The following is a 16,247-nucleotide window of genomic DNA, read 5'->3' as shown; positions in this document are numbered from 1 at the left end:
TGAATAGATGATGAGAATATTAATTGCGGAAGATGAGGTTCATTTGGCAGAGGCTGTATCGCAGATTTTGAAAAAAAACAATTACTCTGTGGACATGGTCCACGACGGCAGATCAGGATTGGATTATGCGCAGAGCGGCATATACGACCTGTTACTGCTCGACATCATGATGCCGGAGATGGACGGGATCACCGTCCTGAAGAAACTTCGCAGTGAAGGGAATCATACGCCTGTCATTCTGCTTACTGCGAAAGGTGAACTATCGGACAAAGTCACAGGTCTCGATTATGGTGCCGATGATTATATCGCCAAGCCCTTTGCCACAGAAGAATTGCTGGCCCGGATTCGTGCAGCCTTACGGCGGAAGGGTGAAGTGGTTCCCGAAGATGGGCTGAAGTTTGGCGATATTGAGCTGAATACAACTCAGTTGAAGCTGAGCGTTCAAAGTAAGGAGATCAAGCTGAATCTGAAGGAGAATGAACTGCTGGAGCTGTTGATTGCCCGCAAACAGGCGATTACCTCCAAAGAGCAGATTATTGAAAAGTTATGGGGATTCGATTCGGAAGTGGAGTATAACAATGTGGAGGTATATATCTCGTTTTTACGTAAAAAATTAACCTTCCTGAACTCTGCTGTCCGCATTAACACGATTCGGGGTGTGGGGTATGTACTTGAGGTGACGTCCTGATGTTCAAGAAACTCCGAAATCGATTCTTAATCGTGAATCTGGTGTCCATCTCCATTATGATGCTGGTGGCATTTGCGACGATCTATACGATTACTTATCAGAATGTGCAACGTGAGACGAATATGGAGTTGTACAAAGTATCTGATTTCTACCACAGTCCTTATAATTCATCCAAGATGCCGCACGGGGAAGGGCAGGGTTCCGGTTCAGATTCGTTTCCCTCCGATGCCGTGGGTGGCGATAATGGAGGACCGGGAGGGGATCCCAACTCACCTCCAGCACGTTCCGTGTCGTTCATGATCAAGACGGATGACCAGTGGAAGATTACGGATACGCATTCCCGCTTTGATATGGAAGATACGTTCTACACCGAGGCACTGCAAAAAGTTGACCAAGATAAAGTTGATGATTCGGGACGGCAGACTGGACAATTTGCGCTGGATGGAACGGACTGGGCCTATGTGGTTGATCCGAGCGGTGATGGGCACATGATTGTCTTCATTGATGTGACGGCACAACAAGGTATTCTTACGAATCTGATCTATACATTTGCAGTTGTCGGACTGGTTATGCTGATTGTGATCTACTTCTTGAGCCGTTATTTTGCGAATCGTTCCATTGCACCAGTGAGGGAAGCGTTTGAGAAGCAAAAACAATTCATCGGTGATGCTTCGCATGAGTTGAAGACGCCGCTGGCGATCATCAATACCAATGCCGACGTGTTGCTCGCGAATCAAGAGGATACCATAGCGAACCAGGGGAAATGGCTTCACTATATCAAGTCGGAGACCGAGCGCATGACCGGACTTACGAATGATCTGCTCTATCTGACACAGATGGACGACTCGCGCTCAACGATGATTCATGCGAAGTTCAATATGAGCGATGCGGTGGAAAGTATTATTTTGCCGATGGAGGCCGTCATATTTGAGAAAAACATCTCCCTCGATTACAACATTGAGCCGAACCTTATGGTTCATGGGAACAGTGAGCAGATCAAACAGGTCATTCTGATCCTGCTCGATAATGCTGTGAAGTATTCCGGTCCCAAAGGGTCTGTGAATGTCACCCTCCAGAAACAGAATAATGATGTCATGCTGGCTGTGTCCAACACAGGGGAAGGCATTGCACCGGAACATCTGGATCGGATCTTCGATCGATTCTATCGTACGGATTCTTCAAGAGCACGCAAACATGGTGGGCATGGTCTGGGTCTGGCGATTGCCCGTTCCATTGTGGATCAGCACAAAGGAGAGTTGTATGCTCGAAGCGTGGTCGGAGAAGGCGCTGCATTTTACGTGCGGTTGTCGTAGGGTTGGAGAGATGCGCTCCTTTGCTCCCACTTTATAATCGTTGGTCAGGCATAAGTTCTGCCTGTATTGGGTTAACCTATGCTACAATGGCAACAGTATGTATGAATCAAGGAGATGAACTGACGTGGCAGAAGCAAACGCAATTAATGAACAAGAAATGATGCAATATATTGCAGATAAAACGAAGGCAAGCCAGGCGAATATCGCTCTTGTGCTGAAGCATGAGCAAGCGTACATCAACAAGGCGCATGAGAATGCCAAAGGCAACGATGTTGATATTGACGGCGATGATCTGGCTGACTATATTCTTAGCCGCAAAGATGTGAAGTTGGACGAGTTGACCGTGGAAAGCATTCTGGATGCTGAAATGGACTATCTGATGGACAAGGGTCACGCAGGGTACGTAGATTAAGTTCGGCATAGGCAAAATCTAACGAACCTGACAGGCGCTATTAGGTATTTCTCTCTCGTTTGGGAATTTAACGAATCTCAGAGATGTTATTCTCTGGATATATGTTAATTTCCGATGCAGTTGCAGCATTTCTGCGGAATTAGCGTGTCTGAGATTCGTTAGAGTGATCACAGAGTGTAACGAGGCGTTAATGGTTATTCCAAAAGTAATGGCTGTTTCAAAAGTACATTTTCACATATGCAGCCTTATGCATGGCAAGTGTTGTACTGTAAAAAAGACCTCAACTCCACGTTACTGTGGTGTTGAGGCCTTTTTTAGATTGTAGCGACTAGGCGTTCCTTCGGGAATACCTGTCGGTTGAACTTTTCTAAGGATGGACTTGAATTTCTATCGACCCAATCTATCGAGCAATCCTACCGTTTGCAGCTTCTTATTGACCCAACATGCCACCATCTACGGTGTAGAGGGAAGCTGTTACATAGGATGCTTCTTCGGACAACAGGAAGTTCATTACCGCAGCGACTTCTTCTGGTTCACCGTAACGGCCCATTGGAATGCTGGACACGGTTGCTGATTGATAATCTTCCACGTTACCGGAATTAGCTTCGATCTGGCGCATCATACGTGTGTTGATTGTGCCTGGCAATACAGCGTTAACCCGAATATTATAAGGTGCGAGTTCATTCGCAGCGGTACGCGTGAGACCAACTACGGCATGTTTGGACATAATATATGGAGACACAGCAGGTGCACCCATCAGACCCGCGAGGGAAGAGGTATTGAGAATCGCACCGGATTTTTGTTTTTTCATAACTGGAATGACATTTTGCAGACCCAGGAATACCCCACGAATGTTGACGTTATAGACCATATCCAGTGCTTCAACACTCAGGTCTTCGATCAGCCCTGTTGGACCTTCGATCCCAGCATTGTTGGCAAAATAATCGATTCGGCCAAACGCATCAAGTGCTTTTTGCACATAGTTTTTCACGTCTGCTTCCTGGGATACGTTCGCTTTTACTGCGATTACGTGCTCTTTGTCGAGGTTTAGATCGGTAATTGTCTGCTGGATGGCTTCTTCATTCAGGTCCACCAGAACCAAGTTGATTTTGCGCTCAGCGAGGCGGCGTGCCAATTCTTTACCAATGCCTCCGGCTGCTCCTGTAATAACGGCTGTATGTGTATAAGATGTACTCATGATATATCCGCTCCTTATCATTATTGGCAGGTATTTTTCAAAAAAAGTTTCAACCTGTCGTCTATCTTTCCTGTCTCAATGTTAAGATATACATAGCAATGTGACAATAATCATTGACAGCGCATATGTCAGCTATCGGACAGGGATGTAAGCGGTGTTCATTTATATTACAATAATGAACAAAGGAGGCGAGAATGTTGATCATAGAACATCCTCAGGACCGGAGAGCACGAAGAACGCAGGATGCCATCATCGCTGCGGCAGTTTCTTTGATATTAGAGAAAGGAGCGGATGCTTTAACCATTCGAGATATCACGGAGCGGGCGGATTACAACCGAGGAACCTTCTATTTACATTTTCCCGGCAAACCGGAGTTGTTGCAGTTCATACTGGATGATTTCATGCAGGGAGTGGGGCGAGCTTATGCAGAACCATACGCACAGCTCAAAGAAGTGGACATGACTGCATTGCTGCCATCCACGATGCCTGTATTCGAATATATTGAAGCCCATCAGGATATCTTTCGTGCATTAATAACGATGCATTCGGATATGGGTTCCCGGCTCTGCAATATGTTTAGAACGTATCTAACCGAAGATTTTGTATTGGTGACCGAGGATAGTGAGTGGACGATTAATTACGACATCATGTTAAGTTATCTGGTATCTGCTACAGTAGGCGTGATCATGCATTGGGCAGAGATTGGATTCAAATATTCTGCGCATTATATGGGAGAGCAGCTTACGGCACTGATTAACATCAAACCGACCCGTCTGCTGATTGAACCAGGGCAGAAGGGTCGGACTATTCACGAGCGTATGCTGTTGGATTAAGTCAGATTATCCGGTCATGGGTGCGTTCGTGGCCTGTTGCATCTGAAGCAGCTGTTCGCGGATCAGGACAGACTCGCCGACCATAATTAATGCGGGATTATTCACTTTATGCGACTTGGCGAGGGAGTGGAGTTCTGCAAGTGTGCCGGTAATAATGCGTTCCTCCGAAGTGGTTCCCCGTTCGATTAAAGCTGCGGGGGTGGTTCCACTTTTGCCATGGTGAAGCAATTCATGTTGGATTTGGGGCAGTTGGCTAATACCCATGTAGACGACCAATGTATCTACACTATGGGCGAGCAGGTCCCAACGGACCGAAGATACACTTCCATCACTGCCGGTTCCCGTGACACATGCGAAGGATGAAGCAACCCCGCGATGGGTTAACGGAATAAGGGATGAAGCGGATGTACCTACAGCTGAAGTAATACCGGGAATGATTTCAAATGCAATCCCTGCTTCCGCCAGCACAAGCGCTTCTTCACCACCACGACCAAAGATAAACGGATCGCCACCCTTGAGACGTACAACTTGTTTGCCTTCCGCTGCATGTGCAGCAAGCATCCGTCCAATCATCTCCTGACTTATGGAGTGAAGGCCTGGCGCCTTGCCGCAGTAGATGCGGAGTGCTCCTTCACGAGCCTCAGCGAGCAATTGATCATTCACAAGCCGATCATACATAATGACATCTGCAGACTGAATACGTTTCAGGGCTTTTACCGTAATCAGATCCGGATCTCCAGGACCAGCACCAACAATACTAACCAGGCCCCGGCTCATGATCGTGTCCCCAATTTCGGTGCAGCATCGGAACTTGCCAATCCTGAACGGCCACCCTGAATGGTTGCCAGTTTGGTCGATAGCTTCACCGGATTTCCCCAGTGGTGTGCAGCATACAAACCGAGGCCTGTGAATATAGCTCCACCAATGAGGTTACCCACCAACACCGGGATCTGGTTCCACAGCCACCAGTCAGCGACACTCACCTGTGCGCCGAGCATCATGCCTGCCGGAATGACGAACATATTTACCACAGCGTGCTCAAATCCCTGAGCGAAAAATATCGTAATGGGCAGCCACATCGCTACAATTTTGCCCATTGTGGAAGTGGAGGTCATCGCCATCACTGCCCCGAGTGTAACCATCCAGTTACATAGAATGGCTTTGATGGTGACCAGAACAATGCCAGCTCCACCCAAGTGCTGATACCCCAGTGTCTTGGCTTCACTGGTCTGGATCAGCGTTTGAATTAGAGGGTTGCTCATATCCGTACCCATCTTGGTAATGGTCAAGCCGTATAACAGAGCATAGAATGCACATCCGAGCAGATGTCCTGTGATCACCCAGAAATAATTTCGGAGCATATCCATCCATGTAATTTTACGTTTCAACACCGCGAGTGGAAGCATCGCAAAGTTTCCTGTCGCCAATTCGAGACCCAGCAGAATAATGATGACAAATCCCGCCGGGAATATCAGTGCACCTGCCAAACCAACGGAAGTTTGAGATACAGCGGTATATGCCAGTGTGGTTGCAAAGGCAAGGATAGCCCCCGCCAGAAAACCGCGGATCAGCATCTGTACCCGATTCATTCTGGCTTTGCTCTCACCAGCTTCGACCATCGATTGCAGCACTTCTGCAGGTTTAACAAAATCCATAGCGCACGCCTCCTTGATGTCAGGGTATCTCTAGCCTTTAACCCGCAATTGTGATGTAGATTTCTCCGCTGTTGCCGTCCACTTCTGTTTTGTAGGTATTCAAGCAGCCTTCATCCGGCTCATGTACCTTACCGTTACGCAGATCAATCTTCCAATCATGCAAAGGACAATGAACTGCTGTCCCGCATACCATGCCTTCCGACAGCTTGCCGCCCTTGTGAGGGCAGCGATTCTCGACGGCGTGCAGACTTCCGTCGCTCAGTTTGAAGACTGCAATTTCGGTATCCTGTATCAGGAATGTCCGTGCTCCCTTTTCATCAATATCTGCAAGGTGTCCAATCCGGAATTTGTTCATCGCTGTTCCTCCTCTTCTAGTGGGTTACCGGCTCGGCACCGGACAGTGGGGTGAAGTTTTTACGCAATTTCTCGTCTTGAATGATTTCTTTCCAAGGATCAACCGTGTGACCCAGTGTTACTTCCAGACGTTCAACCAGAGCGAGACGTACATCCCGATCCGCCAATGCTTCCTTCACATGATCCAGACCAACCCGTTCAATCCAAGCCGCTGTTCTCTCATTCCATTTTGCGTTCTCTCTATAATATTGCAGGTAAGAGTAAGTCCACTCTTCCACTTCCGCATCGGTCTTCACCGTACAGAGCAACTCGGCTGCACGAACCTTGACTCCCGCGTTACCGCCAACATGAATCTCCCAAGCGCCATCAATGGCGACAACACCCAGATCTTTGATGGTCGCTTCAGCACAGTTCCGCGGACATCCCGAGACAGCGAGTTTCACTTTGGCTGGAGCTACCATCTTGTCGAGTTTTTTCTCCAGACGAATACCCATCTCAATGGAATCCTGTGTGCCGAATCGGCAGAACGTATTACCTACACAAGTCTTCACCGTACGAAGCGCTTTGCCATAACCAAAACCGGAAGGCATATCGAGTTCCTCCCAGATCTTCGGCAGGTTCTCCTTCTGTACACCGAGCAGATCGAGTCGTTGTCCACCCGTGAATTTCACCAAAGGCACATCGTATTTCTCTGCGACAGTTGCAATCTTGATCAATTCCGCCGGGGAAGTGACACCACCATAGATCCGTGGAATAACGGAGTAGGTACCGTCCTTCTGGATGTTGGCGTGATAACGTTCATTGGTGAATTTGGATACACGCTCATCCGTGTATTCAGCCGGCCAGATCATCCCGAGATAATAGTTGAGGGAAGGACGGCACTTGGAGCAACCTTCCGGTTCATTCCAACCGAGAACGTTCATAACTTCCTTGACGCTTTTGAGTCCCATCTCCTTGATCTGTGCAACAATCTCATCCCGATCATAGGATGTACAGCCACAGATGCCTTCTTTGGTCTGTTCACCTACATTATCGCCGGCATAATACGTGAGCAGGTTTTCGATAATAGGTTTGCACCCACCGCAAGAAGCCGAGGCTTTGGTACAGGATTTGATTGCACCGAGTGTATTACAGCCTTTATTCAGAACGGCGTCCCCGATGGAAGATTTGGTAACACCGTTACAACCACAGACGATCTCGTCATCCGGCATACTTGCCATGCGTTCTGCGACAGATGGACCCGAGCCTGAACCACCGGAAGGTACACCGAGCAAAATTTCTTTCTCTCGACCACTGATGTTCTCACCACTCTTAATGAGGGAAAATAGAGAAGCGCCGTCTGTGGTATCTCCGAACAATACAGCTCCAATGAGCTGCCCGTCTTTCATCACCATCTTTTTGTACACACCATCAACGTCATCCTGAATACGAATGCTGCGAGTGTCCGCAGCGTCTTTGAATTGTCCTGCAGAGAATACGTCAACACCGGATACTTTCAGCTTGGTAGAAGTGACTGAACCTTCGTATCCATCGGTTGCCGCACCAGCCAGGCGTTTTGCGAGCACCATACCTTGTTCATATAATGGAGCAACCAGTCCGTAGGCAATACCGCGGTGTTCTGCACATTCGCCAACGGCAGAGATGCCAGGGATGCTGGTATGCATATAATCATCTACAATGACTCCGCGATTCACATCGAGGCCGGTATTGCGAGCCAGTTCAATCTGCGGGCGAATCCCGACAGCCATGACAACCAGATCCGCTTCAAGCACCGTTTGATCGGTGAAACGTATGGCTTTTACCCGTTGTTTGCCTGTGATTTCTTCGGTATGTTTGTTCAAAAGGAACTTCATGCCCTGATCTTCAAGCTCACGCTGGAGCATCAGGCCTGCCGGCAAATCCAGGTTCCGGTCCATCAGATGGCCGTTAATATGGATGACAGTGACGTCCATGCCCAGATTAAGCAGTCCCCGCGCTGCTTCCAGTCCAAGCAATCCGCCTCCAATGACGGCAGCTTTGCGATACTTTTGTGATGCTGCCATCATGGTCTCGCAGTCTTTAATATCTCGGAATCCGATCACGCCTTCCTTGTTAGCTCCGGGAAGAGGGAGGATGAACGCCTGTGAGCCAGTTGCCATAATCAGCTCATCATAGGCTGCGCGTACACCATTCTGAGATACAACTTCCTTGCGCTTGGTATCGATCTGAACGACGGGGTCACCCGGGTACACCCGAATGCCGTTATCTTCGTACCAGCTCCACTCATTGATTACGATATCTTCGATGGATGTTCCGCCAGCCAGTACAGAAGATAACATGATCCGGTTGTAGTTGGGATGCGGCTCTGCGCCGAAGACTGTAATTTCATAAGCGTGTGGAGCAAGCTTAAGGATATGTTCGATTGTGCGGATTCCCGCCATGCCATTACCGACCAGCACCAGTTTTTTCGTTGTACTCATTATGATTAGCCCCCTTAGGTCCATTCTGCAAACTGCCTCAAAACCTTGTCTCTAAAATCGAAAAAGCCTGTTATGCCTCGGAGGACTTGCGCATATACATACGCATCCCTTGCTCCGAGATTGCAAAACAGGCTTCATTGCCGTTTCAACCAGCTACGCCGTTGTAACTGTGATCGATTCAAATATGGAGTTGTTATGGCTTAACTATAAAAGATCGATCTAACCATGTCAAGATAGTTAACATAAAAAAGTATTTGAAATTTAAAGTTAATTATGTTTACATGAGTTTATTGGAATATCAATGGGAAGACGACGTTTTACAGACATACCTTCATAAGAATGAAGAATTTAGATAAAATTAGTATACCGGTTATGAATAAAACTGTAGAAAAGGTGCCATGGTCGCTGTTTCACCCTTTATTAGTGCAGGATGGCGAGGCATGAAATGCTTATCAACATGTTGAATTCAGAACGTATAATCGTGACTATTTGGTTTTTGTCAGGTAACATGACACATTTATTGCTTTCATGTATTAACGCCTTAAATGTTATGGACTCTGACTATACGTAATAGGGAGGGATTGATCCATCATGCGATCTTTATTGGTCATCCGTGTACAACCAACGATAGCTGCCTCATCCGATGCAATCCCTCTGACACCGGAGAGGCTGCTGGGAGCAAACGGGTACCATGTACAAGTGGCAGGCAGTGAAACGGAAGTGCTGAAGCTGGCTCGTGAGGCGGAAGCATCCATTTTACACCTATCCCTGACTGATGTGGAATACTGGGGGAACTGCCTGGGAAAGGGCAAGTCGGATACCCCGCTGCTCTGGTGGTGCGCGCCAGATACGGCCTCTTCTTCCGCAGAATCTTGCGAGGTGGAGACCTCACTTGATGGAATACTTACACCATCGATGTCCGGACCAGAGATCCACTGGACCCTTCACTTTGCAGCCCGACGTTATATGGAACGCAAGCAGTGGGAGCAGGAACGGAAGCAATTGCAATCCAGGCTGGAAGATCGGAAGTGGATTGATATGGCGAAGGCTATCCTCAGTGATCTGAAGCAGATTTCGGAGGCCGAAGCCTATGATCTGTTACGCAAGAAAGCGATGGATGAACGCAAACGGATGGTCGATGTAGCTACAGCAATTGTGAAGGCACATCAACTGCTCCAGTCTTAATCGGAAGGAGGGTTCTGCATGGATATGTCTCAAATACTCCGAGAGGTCGGACGTGGGAAACGAGGCTCGCGTGATCTGAATTATACAGAGGCACTGACCGTAGCAGAGAAAATCCTGAAACAGGAGGTTTCCCCTGCCCAGACGGCTGCGTTTCTTATGGCTGAACGTATGAAAATGGAAAACGTCGAGGAACTGGAAGCTTTTGTTCATGCTTGTCGTAACAGTGCGGAACGTTTCTCCGTATTTCAGGACGGTTTGGACTGTGCCGGTCCTTATGATGGACGGACAAAGTCATTCATGGCCACGTTTCCGGTTGCATTTGTACTCGCAGCGGCAGGGTTGCCGGTGACTTTACACGGGAGTGATCCTTTACCACCCAAGTGGGGCGTTACGTTGTCGGTACTGTTGAAGGAAGCAGGAATAGATACCGGTAAGATGGATCGTGAAGATGCCCGGAGTGCTGCACTGCGTTCGGGTGTCATGTACGTGTCTTCCGAGGATTGGTGCGCGCCTCTTCGTAAGCTTCGTCCGTTACGGGAAGAGTTGGGCTTCCGCACGGTGTTTAATACGGCAGAGAAACTGATAGATTATAACCGTTCACCATACCTGGTGTTTGGTGTATTTCATAATACTTTTCTGGATCGGATTGCGAAGCTGCTTACCCGCTTTACCTACCGCCGTGCTTATGTGGTACAGGGAATGGAAGGTTCTGAAGATCTGTACATCGATCGGCCAACCCGCGTATACGCAGTAGAAGACGGAGATATGAAGCTGGAACTCATTGACCCCGCTGCTTATGAACTGGATATGCCTGTGCCGGAACTGGTATGGACGGCTGCCAAGCAGCTCGAAGTGGCAGAAAGTGTGTTAAGCGGGGAGGGTCATATTGCTTTTGTGAATCAGGTCTTGTTAAATGGGGGCTTCCGTTTGTACGCGGCGGGACGTGTCAATTCCATCGAAGAGGGCATATACACCTGTCAGGGGTTACTGGAGAGTGGTTCGGCGTATCGCCTCTACCAACAGTGGTGTGTCTCCATGGGTGGCGAACTGCCGGATAGCAGACCCATGTCCATCTATCCGGCATCGTCCAGATAATGTAATGCTTGTGCTCAATCTTGTTATTGTTTAGCGTGTTTTTATTCCCATGGATATGTGACGGTCAGGAAGTCAGCGAATTTCTTGCTCTCTTCCCGCCGTTGTTTCCGCATGGCCGCCCGATCCGGAGCGGTCTCGTATAGTTTCTTCTCTTCTTCCGTCTCCGGGATAATGCGGGGTACGATCAGTTTGCGATTATTTTCGTCCAGGGCCACAAAGGTCAGAAAAGCCGTCGCCGCAATTTTCTTCTCACCGGTCTTCAGATCCTCACGAATCACCTTCACAAAAATCTCCATGGAACTTCGTCCTGTCCAGGACGCGAACGATTCCAGCGTAACGGAATCTGTCGGGTTAATTGGGTACAGGAAATCGACCGAGTCGGTTGAAGCCGTTACGGTATTGACCCGACACAGCTTCGATGCAGCGATGGACGCAATATCATCGATGTAGGACATCAGCTTGCCGCCGAACAGCGTATTATGATTGTTGACATCGGTTGGAAACACCCGTGCCGTCTTAAAACAACGCGTTTCGCGTACATACTTTTTCTCCACCTGATCCATCTCCGTAGGTTTCGGTATCTCTCTCATGCTTTTTCCTCCTTACAGTATGGCTGCTGTGGCATTTGTTGTGTTGCAGGGTCTATTTATGATCTATTATCCCTAGTATAGGTGTCGGACAGATACATATTCAAATGAAGTCAGGGTGCAAAAAAACCGCCAGGCGCGGACCGGCGCGCTGGCGGTTTACTGCTGTATATTAAGCCTTGGGTTTGAAAATGCCGGACGGTTTGCCGATCGGCAAGAACGTATAGCCAAAGTGAGCATTCAGTACCGAAGCACCTGTACCGTACAGGGACACAATTCCGATCGCCAGTTCAGCGTATGCTGCAATGGTATGGAAAATGTGAGGAGCTATACCGAAAGCGTCAAAGGTCAAACCAAGGAACAGGAAGTCAATCAGAATGAAGATGATAAGCAATACTTTATTTGCTTCAATAGCACCGATCGTCATGAATAGGGTGAATACTAGATATCCGGCAAAAGCAAATCCGAGTTGCTTGCCATCGGCCTGTTCAGCAAGCGTGGAGCCGAATACACCCATTTTGATCATCCAGTTGGCAGCCATGGCGAACCAGAAGAATGCGTACGCGCCAAAAGCCGTTGTGCCAAAGGTGTTGTTGCGTTTGGAATCTTGAATGCAAGCGAATAACTGGGCAAAAGCACCCAGGAAGATCGCCCAAGGAATAGCGTAGCTAAGTCCTTCTGTAATGCCAAGCTTCTGTGAAGAAGCGACCAGGGTTACAATGGCCAACCCAAATAATCCCATTGCGCTGGGATCGGCATTAACAATTTTGACTTTAGTCTGTGAATCAGTCTGCATGGTGATGATAAGCCTCCAATAATATCAAATCAGGATCAATGGCCGTCGTTGGCCGTCCTCTAAATTACATCATTTGTATCCGCCGGGTCCGGACACACACATCGCCCTATTGTACCTGAATGGCCTCGTTATGGAAAGGGATTTTATTACCTTTTGCACCAATGGACGAACCATTGAAAGACTTGTGTCAGGATTAGGTAACGATGAAATCGGTTTAATAATGGGGAAATACGGAAAATCATATGTTCCTGTCTGTGTGTAGACGGTGAGGTGTTTTTTTTGGTTTACATTTAAATATACACAATTACGACACATTCGATTCTGAAAGTAGGCAGTGAAGTCGAGCCATAGAATCCAGCTATTTAGATAACGGGTAAAAGGCGTTGCATCAGTCTTTCACGGATACACTCTTGTATGATAGAATAGTATTTATCAAAATTTGGAGAAGAATACAAAACATCCTTGTCCCCTATGCCATATGTTAATCCAACTATAGATTGACAGGAAAAACTAAAATGGTTCACAGAATAAGGAGGTATCAGGGGTCATGGTTATGAGTTTGGATTTGAAAAATAAAATAGAGAAGGCCAGACATAGCCTTCATATGCTGGTAGAGCATAACAAGGGTGGTCTCGGGCATCCCGATGTAATTCGGCAGTCTATGGCATTGGACGAATTGATCAATGAGTACAACCGAATTAACCGGAATCATTCACGGAATTGAACCCAAAGGAACTTTGATTTTATATACAGGACGAATCATATAGATGAGCAACGCTTGATCGTACAAACGGGCATGAATATCGCCGAAATGGACAGCCTCAGTTGAGATAGAGGTACCATCCGGCGTAATATTCATGCCCGTTTGTTTTTTGCCTCGTATCCATCATCAATCTGCTTAATGCAGCAACCGTTTAGCTTCCAAATATAATACCTGTACGAACTTTTTCGTATTAATGCGGGTCTGGGACAGGGAAGGCTCCACATTGTTTTGCAGCTCCAGCATTTTCTTGCGGATCTCGGTAAAATCGAAAAATTTGGATGCATAGTTCTCGAACTTGGGATGGGTATAATCCGTTAACCCCAGGGAGACCACATGGCTCAGGGTCTGGAAGATGGCTCTGCGGACACGTTGTTCCGACGCCTTAATCTCCTTGTTGACCTCGGCGAGTGGGGCATCGAATCCCAGCTTGCGAATGGCTACATTCTGGAAGATGTCTTTGAGGGAAGGGAACGTATAGGGCGATAATTTGTGTTCCTCAGTCTCCACCTGCTGCAGATATTCCAGCATGTCCAGCAGATCCCTGCTGCCAGCTTCTCCAATCATGCCCATCTCGGACAGCAGGAAATGTCCTGTTGTAGTAATCGTTTTATCTGGAACAGGAGCAGCCATGCGCTCAGCGGGACGCAATCCAGACAATCCCTGCAATGTCCGCTGAATATCTGCGATGGATTGCTGCATACGCAACCTCTCGCCTACCAGCCGCAGAACAGACAGAATCTCCAGTCGATTAATCGGCTTCGTAATATAATATTCAATCCCTAGTGAATAGGCTTCTCCGATCATGTTTTTCGACTCAATCTGGGAGATCATGACGATCTTGCCCTCGAACCTTCCTTCAAGCGCCCGCACAGTCTGAATCCCGTCCCGTTGTGGCATCAACAGATCAATTAGCAGTACATCCACCTTATGCAGTTCCAATATCTCCGCATGAATATGTGCTCCGTCCTCGGCTTCTCCGGCAATATCGCCAAGTCCTTCATCCTCAATAATATCCATTAGCATGGAACGAACGCCAGGATCGTCATCCACAATAAAATAACGCATATCCGTCATCTCCTTTGTCTGCGAATGGTGTGATCGATAAATCTATGGTCAAGACGGTTAACTCCGCCGCGAACTCTCGTTCCAGTGTAATCGTTCCTTTCCTTCTTGCATTTAACCTGATATGTCAGGTTAAATGACAACCATTAGGTGAGTAATGCTCATTTTTAAAATAAATGTAGAGATTGCATGTAGGTATTTGTCGATTTTCGTAGATGTACTTGTAGTATAAGTAACATCCCTTAGTTTGGGACAAGAGTTGTGCAGAATGGTACAAACTTTTCATGTGATCCCATCTCTGTACGTGAAATACACCTATAAAGGGGCATACCGATGGAGCAAACAATACAAGATATTGTCGTCATTTTCAATGATTTTCTATGGTCCAAAGTGTTAATTATACTTTTGGTAGTATGTGGTATATACTTCACCAGCAAGACCCGATTCATGCAATTTCGCATGCTTGGAGATATGGTGAAGGTGCTTCGAGAGCCGAAAAGCAAGGAACCAGGCAAAATTACACCTTTTCAGGCATTCTGTATCAGCATGGCAGCGCGCGTAGGTACCGGAAATATCACAGGTATTGCACTGGCCATCGCCTTGGGGGGACCTGGTGCTATATTCTGGATGTGGATTATTGCAATTATCGGATCAGCCTCCAGTTTTGTGGAAAGTACGTTGGCTCAGATCTATAAAGTGAAGGATAAGGGCGGATTCCGTGGGGGTCCTGCTTATTATATGGAACGTGGGTTGGGTAAACGCTGGATGGGGATTTTATTTGCCATTCTCATTACGCTATCATTCGGTTTGGTCTTTAATGCGGTGCAGTCCAATACGATTACTGTCGCATTCGAAAACTCATTCGGTACAGATCGGTTAACGGTGGGTATCATTATGGCCGTGATATTTGCAGGCATTATTATAGGCGGTGTCAAACGGATTGCGAAAGCATCGGAGTATATCGTCGTGGTGCTGGCCGTATTGTACATTGGAGTAGCAGCTTTTGTGGTGCTGGCGAACATTACCCAACTTCCGGCCATGATTGCATTAATCGTCAAAAGTGCCTTGGGCATAGAACAGGTTGCTGGCGGAACGTTGGGTGCTGCGCTGATGAACGGAGTGAAACGCGGATTGTTCTCCAATGAGGCAGGCATGGGTAGTGCCCCGAATGCCGCTGCAACAGCGGATACAACACATCCGGTGAAACAAGGACTTATCCAGGCTTTTGGCGTGCTAATAGATACGCTTGTTATATGTACAAGCACAGCCATGATTATTTTGCTATCCGGGGTGTACAAAGGTTCCAATCTGGGCGGCATTGAATTGACTCAGGCTGCATTGAGTGTACACATAGGCTCATGGGCATCGGGATTCTTGGCGGTCATGGTATTCCTGTTTGCTTTCAGTACGCTAATCGGAAACTATTACTATGGTGAAACCAACATTGAGTTTATCAAGTCCAACAAAATTTGGCTGTGGGTATACCGCATTTGCGTTATCGCCATGGTGATCTTCGGTGCGGTTGCCAAGGTGCAGCTGGTATGGGATTTGGCAGACTTGTTCATGGGACTCATGGTTGTTGTGAACCTGATTGCTATTCTAATGCTGTCAAAGGTGACTTTTGAAGCACTGAAGGATTACAAGAAACAGAAAGCTGAAGGCCGTGACCCGATCTTTACGCGGGACCGCATTCATATTCCGGGTGAGGTGGAGTGCTGGGAATCCGAAGCAGAGGTTATTGGGGATAAATCATTCCATGTGATGAAGTAAGATTGCAGCTGATTTGGGTTGAATTATAGAAATGGACTTAATTAAACAGGACTTGGATTATCCATTATTGGGCAACC

16 protein-coding genes are annotated in these 16,247 nt (G+C 47.5%); 8 read left to right on the top strand and 8 right to left on the bottom strand.

The window, feature by feature from the left end:
- The first annotated feature begins 10 nt into the window (after window positions 1-10).
- The 3 genes from WFI24_RS18105 (at window position 11) to WFI24_RS18095 (ending at window position 2,413) form a co-directional block, all read left to right on the top strand.
- On the top strand, window positions 11-688 hold the full coding sequence (locus WFI24_RS18105) for a response regulator transcription factor (RefSeq protein WP_336763435.1): 678 nt from the start codon (window positions 11-13) through the stop codon (window positions 686-688).
- Entirely contained in the window at window positions 688-2,001 is a 1,314-nt protein-coding gene (locus WFI24_RS18100) for a sensor histidine kinase (RefSeq protein ID WP_336763010.1), read from the top strand. Before WFI24_RS18105 ends, WFI24_RS18100 begins: the two co-directional genes overlap by 1 nt.
- 157 nt (window positions 2,002-2,158) lie before the next feature.
- Complete coding sequence (locus WFI24_RS18095; RefSeq protein WP_124116914.1) at window positions 2,159-2,413, top strand: hypothetical protein; 255 nt, start codon at window positions 2,159-2,161, stop codon at window positions 2,411-2,413.
- 430 nt (window positions 2,414-2,843) lie between these two features.
- Here the strand turns inward: WFI24_RS18095 and WFI24_RS18090 are convergent, their stop codons facing one another.
- On the bottom strand, window positions 2,844-3,611 hold the full coding sequence (locus WFI24_RS18090) for an SDR family NAD(P)-dependent oxidoreductase (protein WP_336763008.1): 768 nt from the start codon (window positions 3,609-3,611) through the stop codon (window positions 2,844-2,846).
- A gap of 194 nt (window positions 3,612-3,805) precedes the next feature.
- On the opposite strand from WFI24_RS18090, the gene WFI24_RS18085 reads away from it, so the two are divergent.
- Window positions 3,806-4,444: a TetR/AcrR family transcriptional regulator gene (locus tag WFI24_RS18085; RefSeq protein WP_336763007.1), complete on the top strand. Its 639-nt coding sequence runs from the start codon at window positions 3,806-3,808 to the stop codon at window positions 4,442-4,444.
- A 6-nt stretch (window positions 4,445-4,450) separates the two neighbouring features.
- Here the strand turns inward: WFI24_RS18085 and cobA are convergent, their stop codons facing one another.
- From cobA to nirB, 4 genes are read right to left on the bottom strand one after another with little or no spacing between them, the layout of a single operon-like run.
- Complete coding sequence (gene cobA, locus WFI24_RS18080; RefSeq protein ID WP_336763005.1) at window positions 4,451-5,221, bottom strand: uroporphyrinogen-III C-methyltransferase; 771 nt, start codon at window positions 5,219-5,221, stop codon at window positions 4,451-4,453.
- Window positions 5,218-6,099, bottom strand: a complete 882-nt coding sequence (locus WFI24_RS18075; RefSeq protein ID WP_336763003.1) for a formate/nitrite transporter family protein — start codon at window positions 6,097-6,099, stop codon at window positions 5,218-5,220. Before WFI24_RS18075 ends, cobA begins: the two co-directional genes overlap by 4 nt.
- Before the next feature lie 37 nt (window positions 6,100-6,136).
- The gene (nirD, locus tag WFI24_RS18070) at window positions 6,137-6,454 is read right to left on the bottom strand and encodes a nitrite reductase small subunit NirD (RefSeq protein WP_074092734.1); all 318 of its coding nucleotides are present in this window, start codon (window positions 6,452-6,454) and stop codon (window positions 6,137-6,139) included.
- A 16-nt stretch (window positions 6,455-6,470) separates the two neighbouring features.
- A complete protein-coding gene (gene nirB, locus WFI24_RS18065; protein ID WP_336763001.1) occupies window positions 6,471-8,912 on the bottom strand; it encodes a nitrite reductase large subunit NirB in 2,442 nt (813 codons plus the stop codon).
- Between the two features lie 591 nt (window positions 8,913-9,503).
- Between nirB and WFI24_RS18060 the strand changes: the two genes are divergently transcribed.
- Together WFI24_RS18060 and WFI24_RS18055 are read left to right on the top strand one after the other, a co-directional pair.
- Window positions 9,504-10,097, top strand: a complete 594-nt coding sequence (locus tag WFI24_RS18060; RefSeq protein WP_336762998.1) for an ANTAR domain-containing response regulator — start codon at window positions 9,504-9,506, stop codon at window positions 10,095-10,097.
- A gap of 18 nt (window positions 10,098-10,115) precedes the next feature.
- Window positions 10,116-11,192, top strand: a complete 1,077-nt coding sequence (locus tag WFI24_RS18055; RefSeq protein ID WP_336762997.1) for an anthranilate phosphoribosyltransferase — start codon at window positions 10,116-10,118, stop codon at window positions 11,190-11,192.
- 41 nt (window positions 11,193-11,233) lie between these two features.
- Here WFI24_RS18055 and WFI24_RS18050 read toward each other — a convergent pair whose 3' ends face one another.
- Entirely contained in the window at window positions 11,234-11,746 is a 513-nt protein-coding gene (locus WFI24_RS18050; protein WP_026081401.1) for an acyl-CoA thioesterase, read from the bottom strand.
- Between the two features lie 205 nt (window positions 11,747-11,951).
- Window positions 11,952-12,575 (bottom strand): acetate uptake transporter, encoded by a 624-nt coding sequence (locus tag WFI24_RS18045; protein WP_336762995.1) that lies wholly within the window; start codon window positions 12,573-12,575, stop codon window positions 11,952-11,954.
- Between the two features lie 547 nt (window positions 12,576-13,122).
- Here WFI24_RS18045 and WFI24_RS18040 point away from each other — a divergent pair.
- Window positions 13,123-13,299, top strand: coding sequence for an aspartyl-phosphate phosphatase Spo0E family protein (locus WFI24_RS18040; RefSeq protein WP_336762993.1), 177 nt, complete (start codon window positions 13,123-13,125; stop codon window positions 13,297-13,299).
- Window positions 13,300-13,473: 174 nt separating this feature from the next.
- On the opposite strand, the gene WFI24_RS18035 is transcribed toward WFI24_RS18040, so the two are convergent.
- A complete protein-coding gene (locus tag WFI24_RS18035) occupies window positions 13,474-14,403 on the bottom strand; it encodes a response regulator (protein ID WP_336762991.1) in 930 nt (309 codons plus the stop codon).
- A gap of 330 nt (window positions 14,404-14,733) precedes the next feature.
- On the opposite strand from WFI24_RS18035, the gene WFI24_RS18030 reads away from it, so the two are divergent.
- Entirely contained in the window at window positions 14,734-16,170 is a 1,437-nt protein-coding gene (locus tag WFI24_RS18030) for an alanine/glycine:cation symporter family protein (RefSeq protein ID WP_336762989.1), read from the top strand.
- The last annotated feature ends 77 nt before the right edge of the window (window positions 16,171-16,247 follow it).

It is taken from the genome of Paenibacillus sp. USHLN196 (genome assembly GCF_037144955.1).
GTDB classification, from domain to species: domain Bacteria; phylum Bacillota; class Bacilli; order Paenibacillales; family Paenibacillaceae; genus Paenibacillus; species Paenibacillus xylanexedens_C.
Note: the sequence above shows the minus strand (reverse complement) of the source record. Positions and strands in the feature narration are given on the sequence as shown.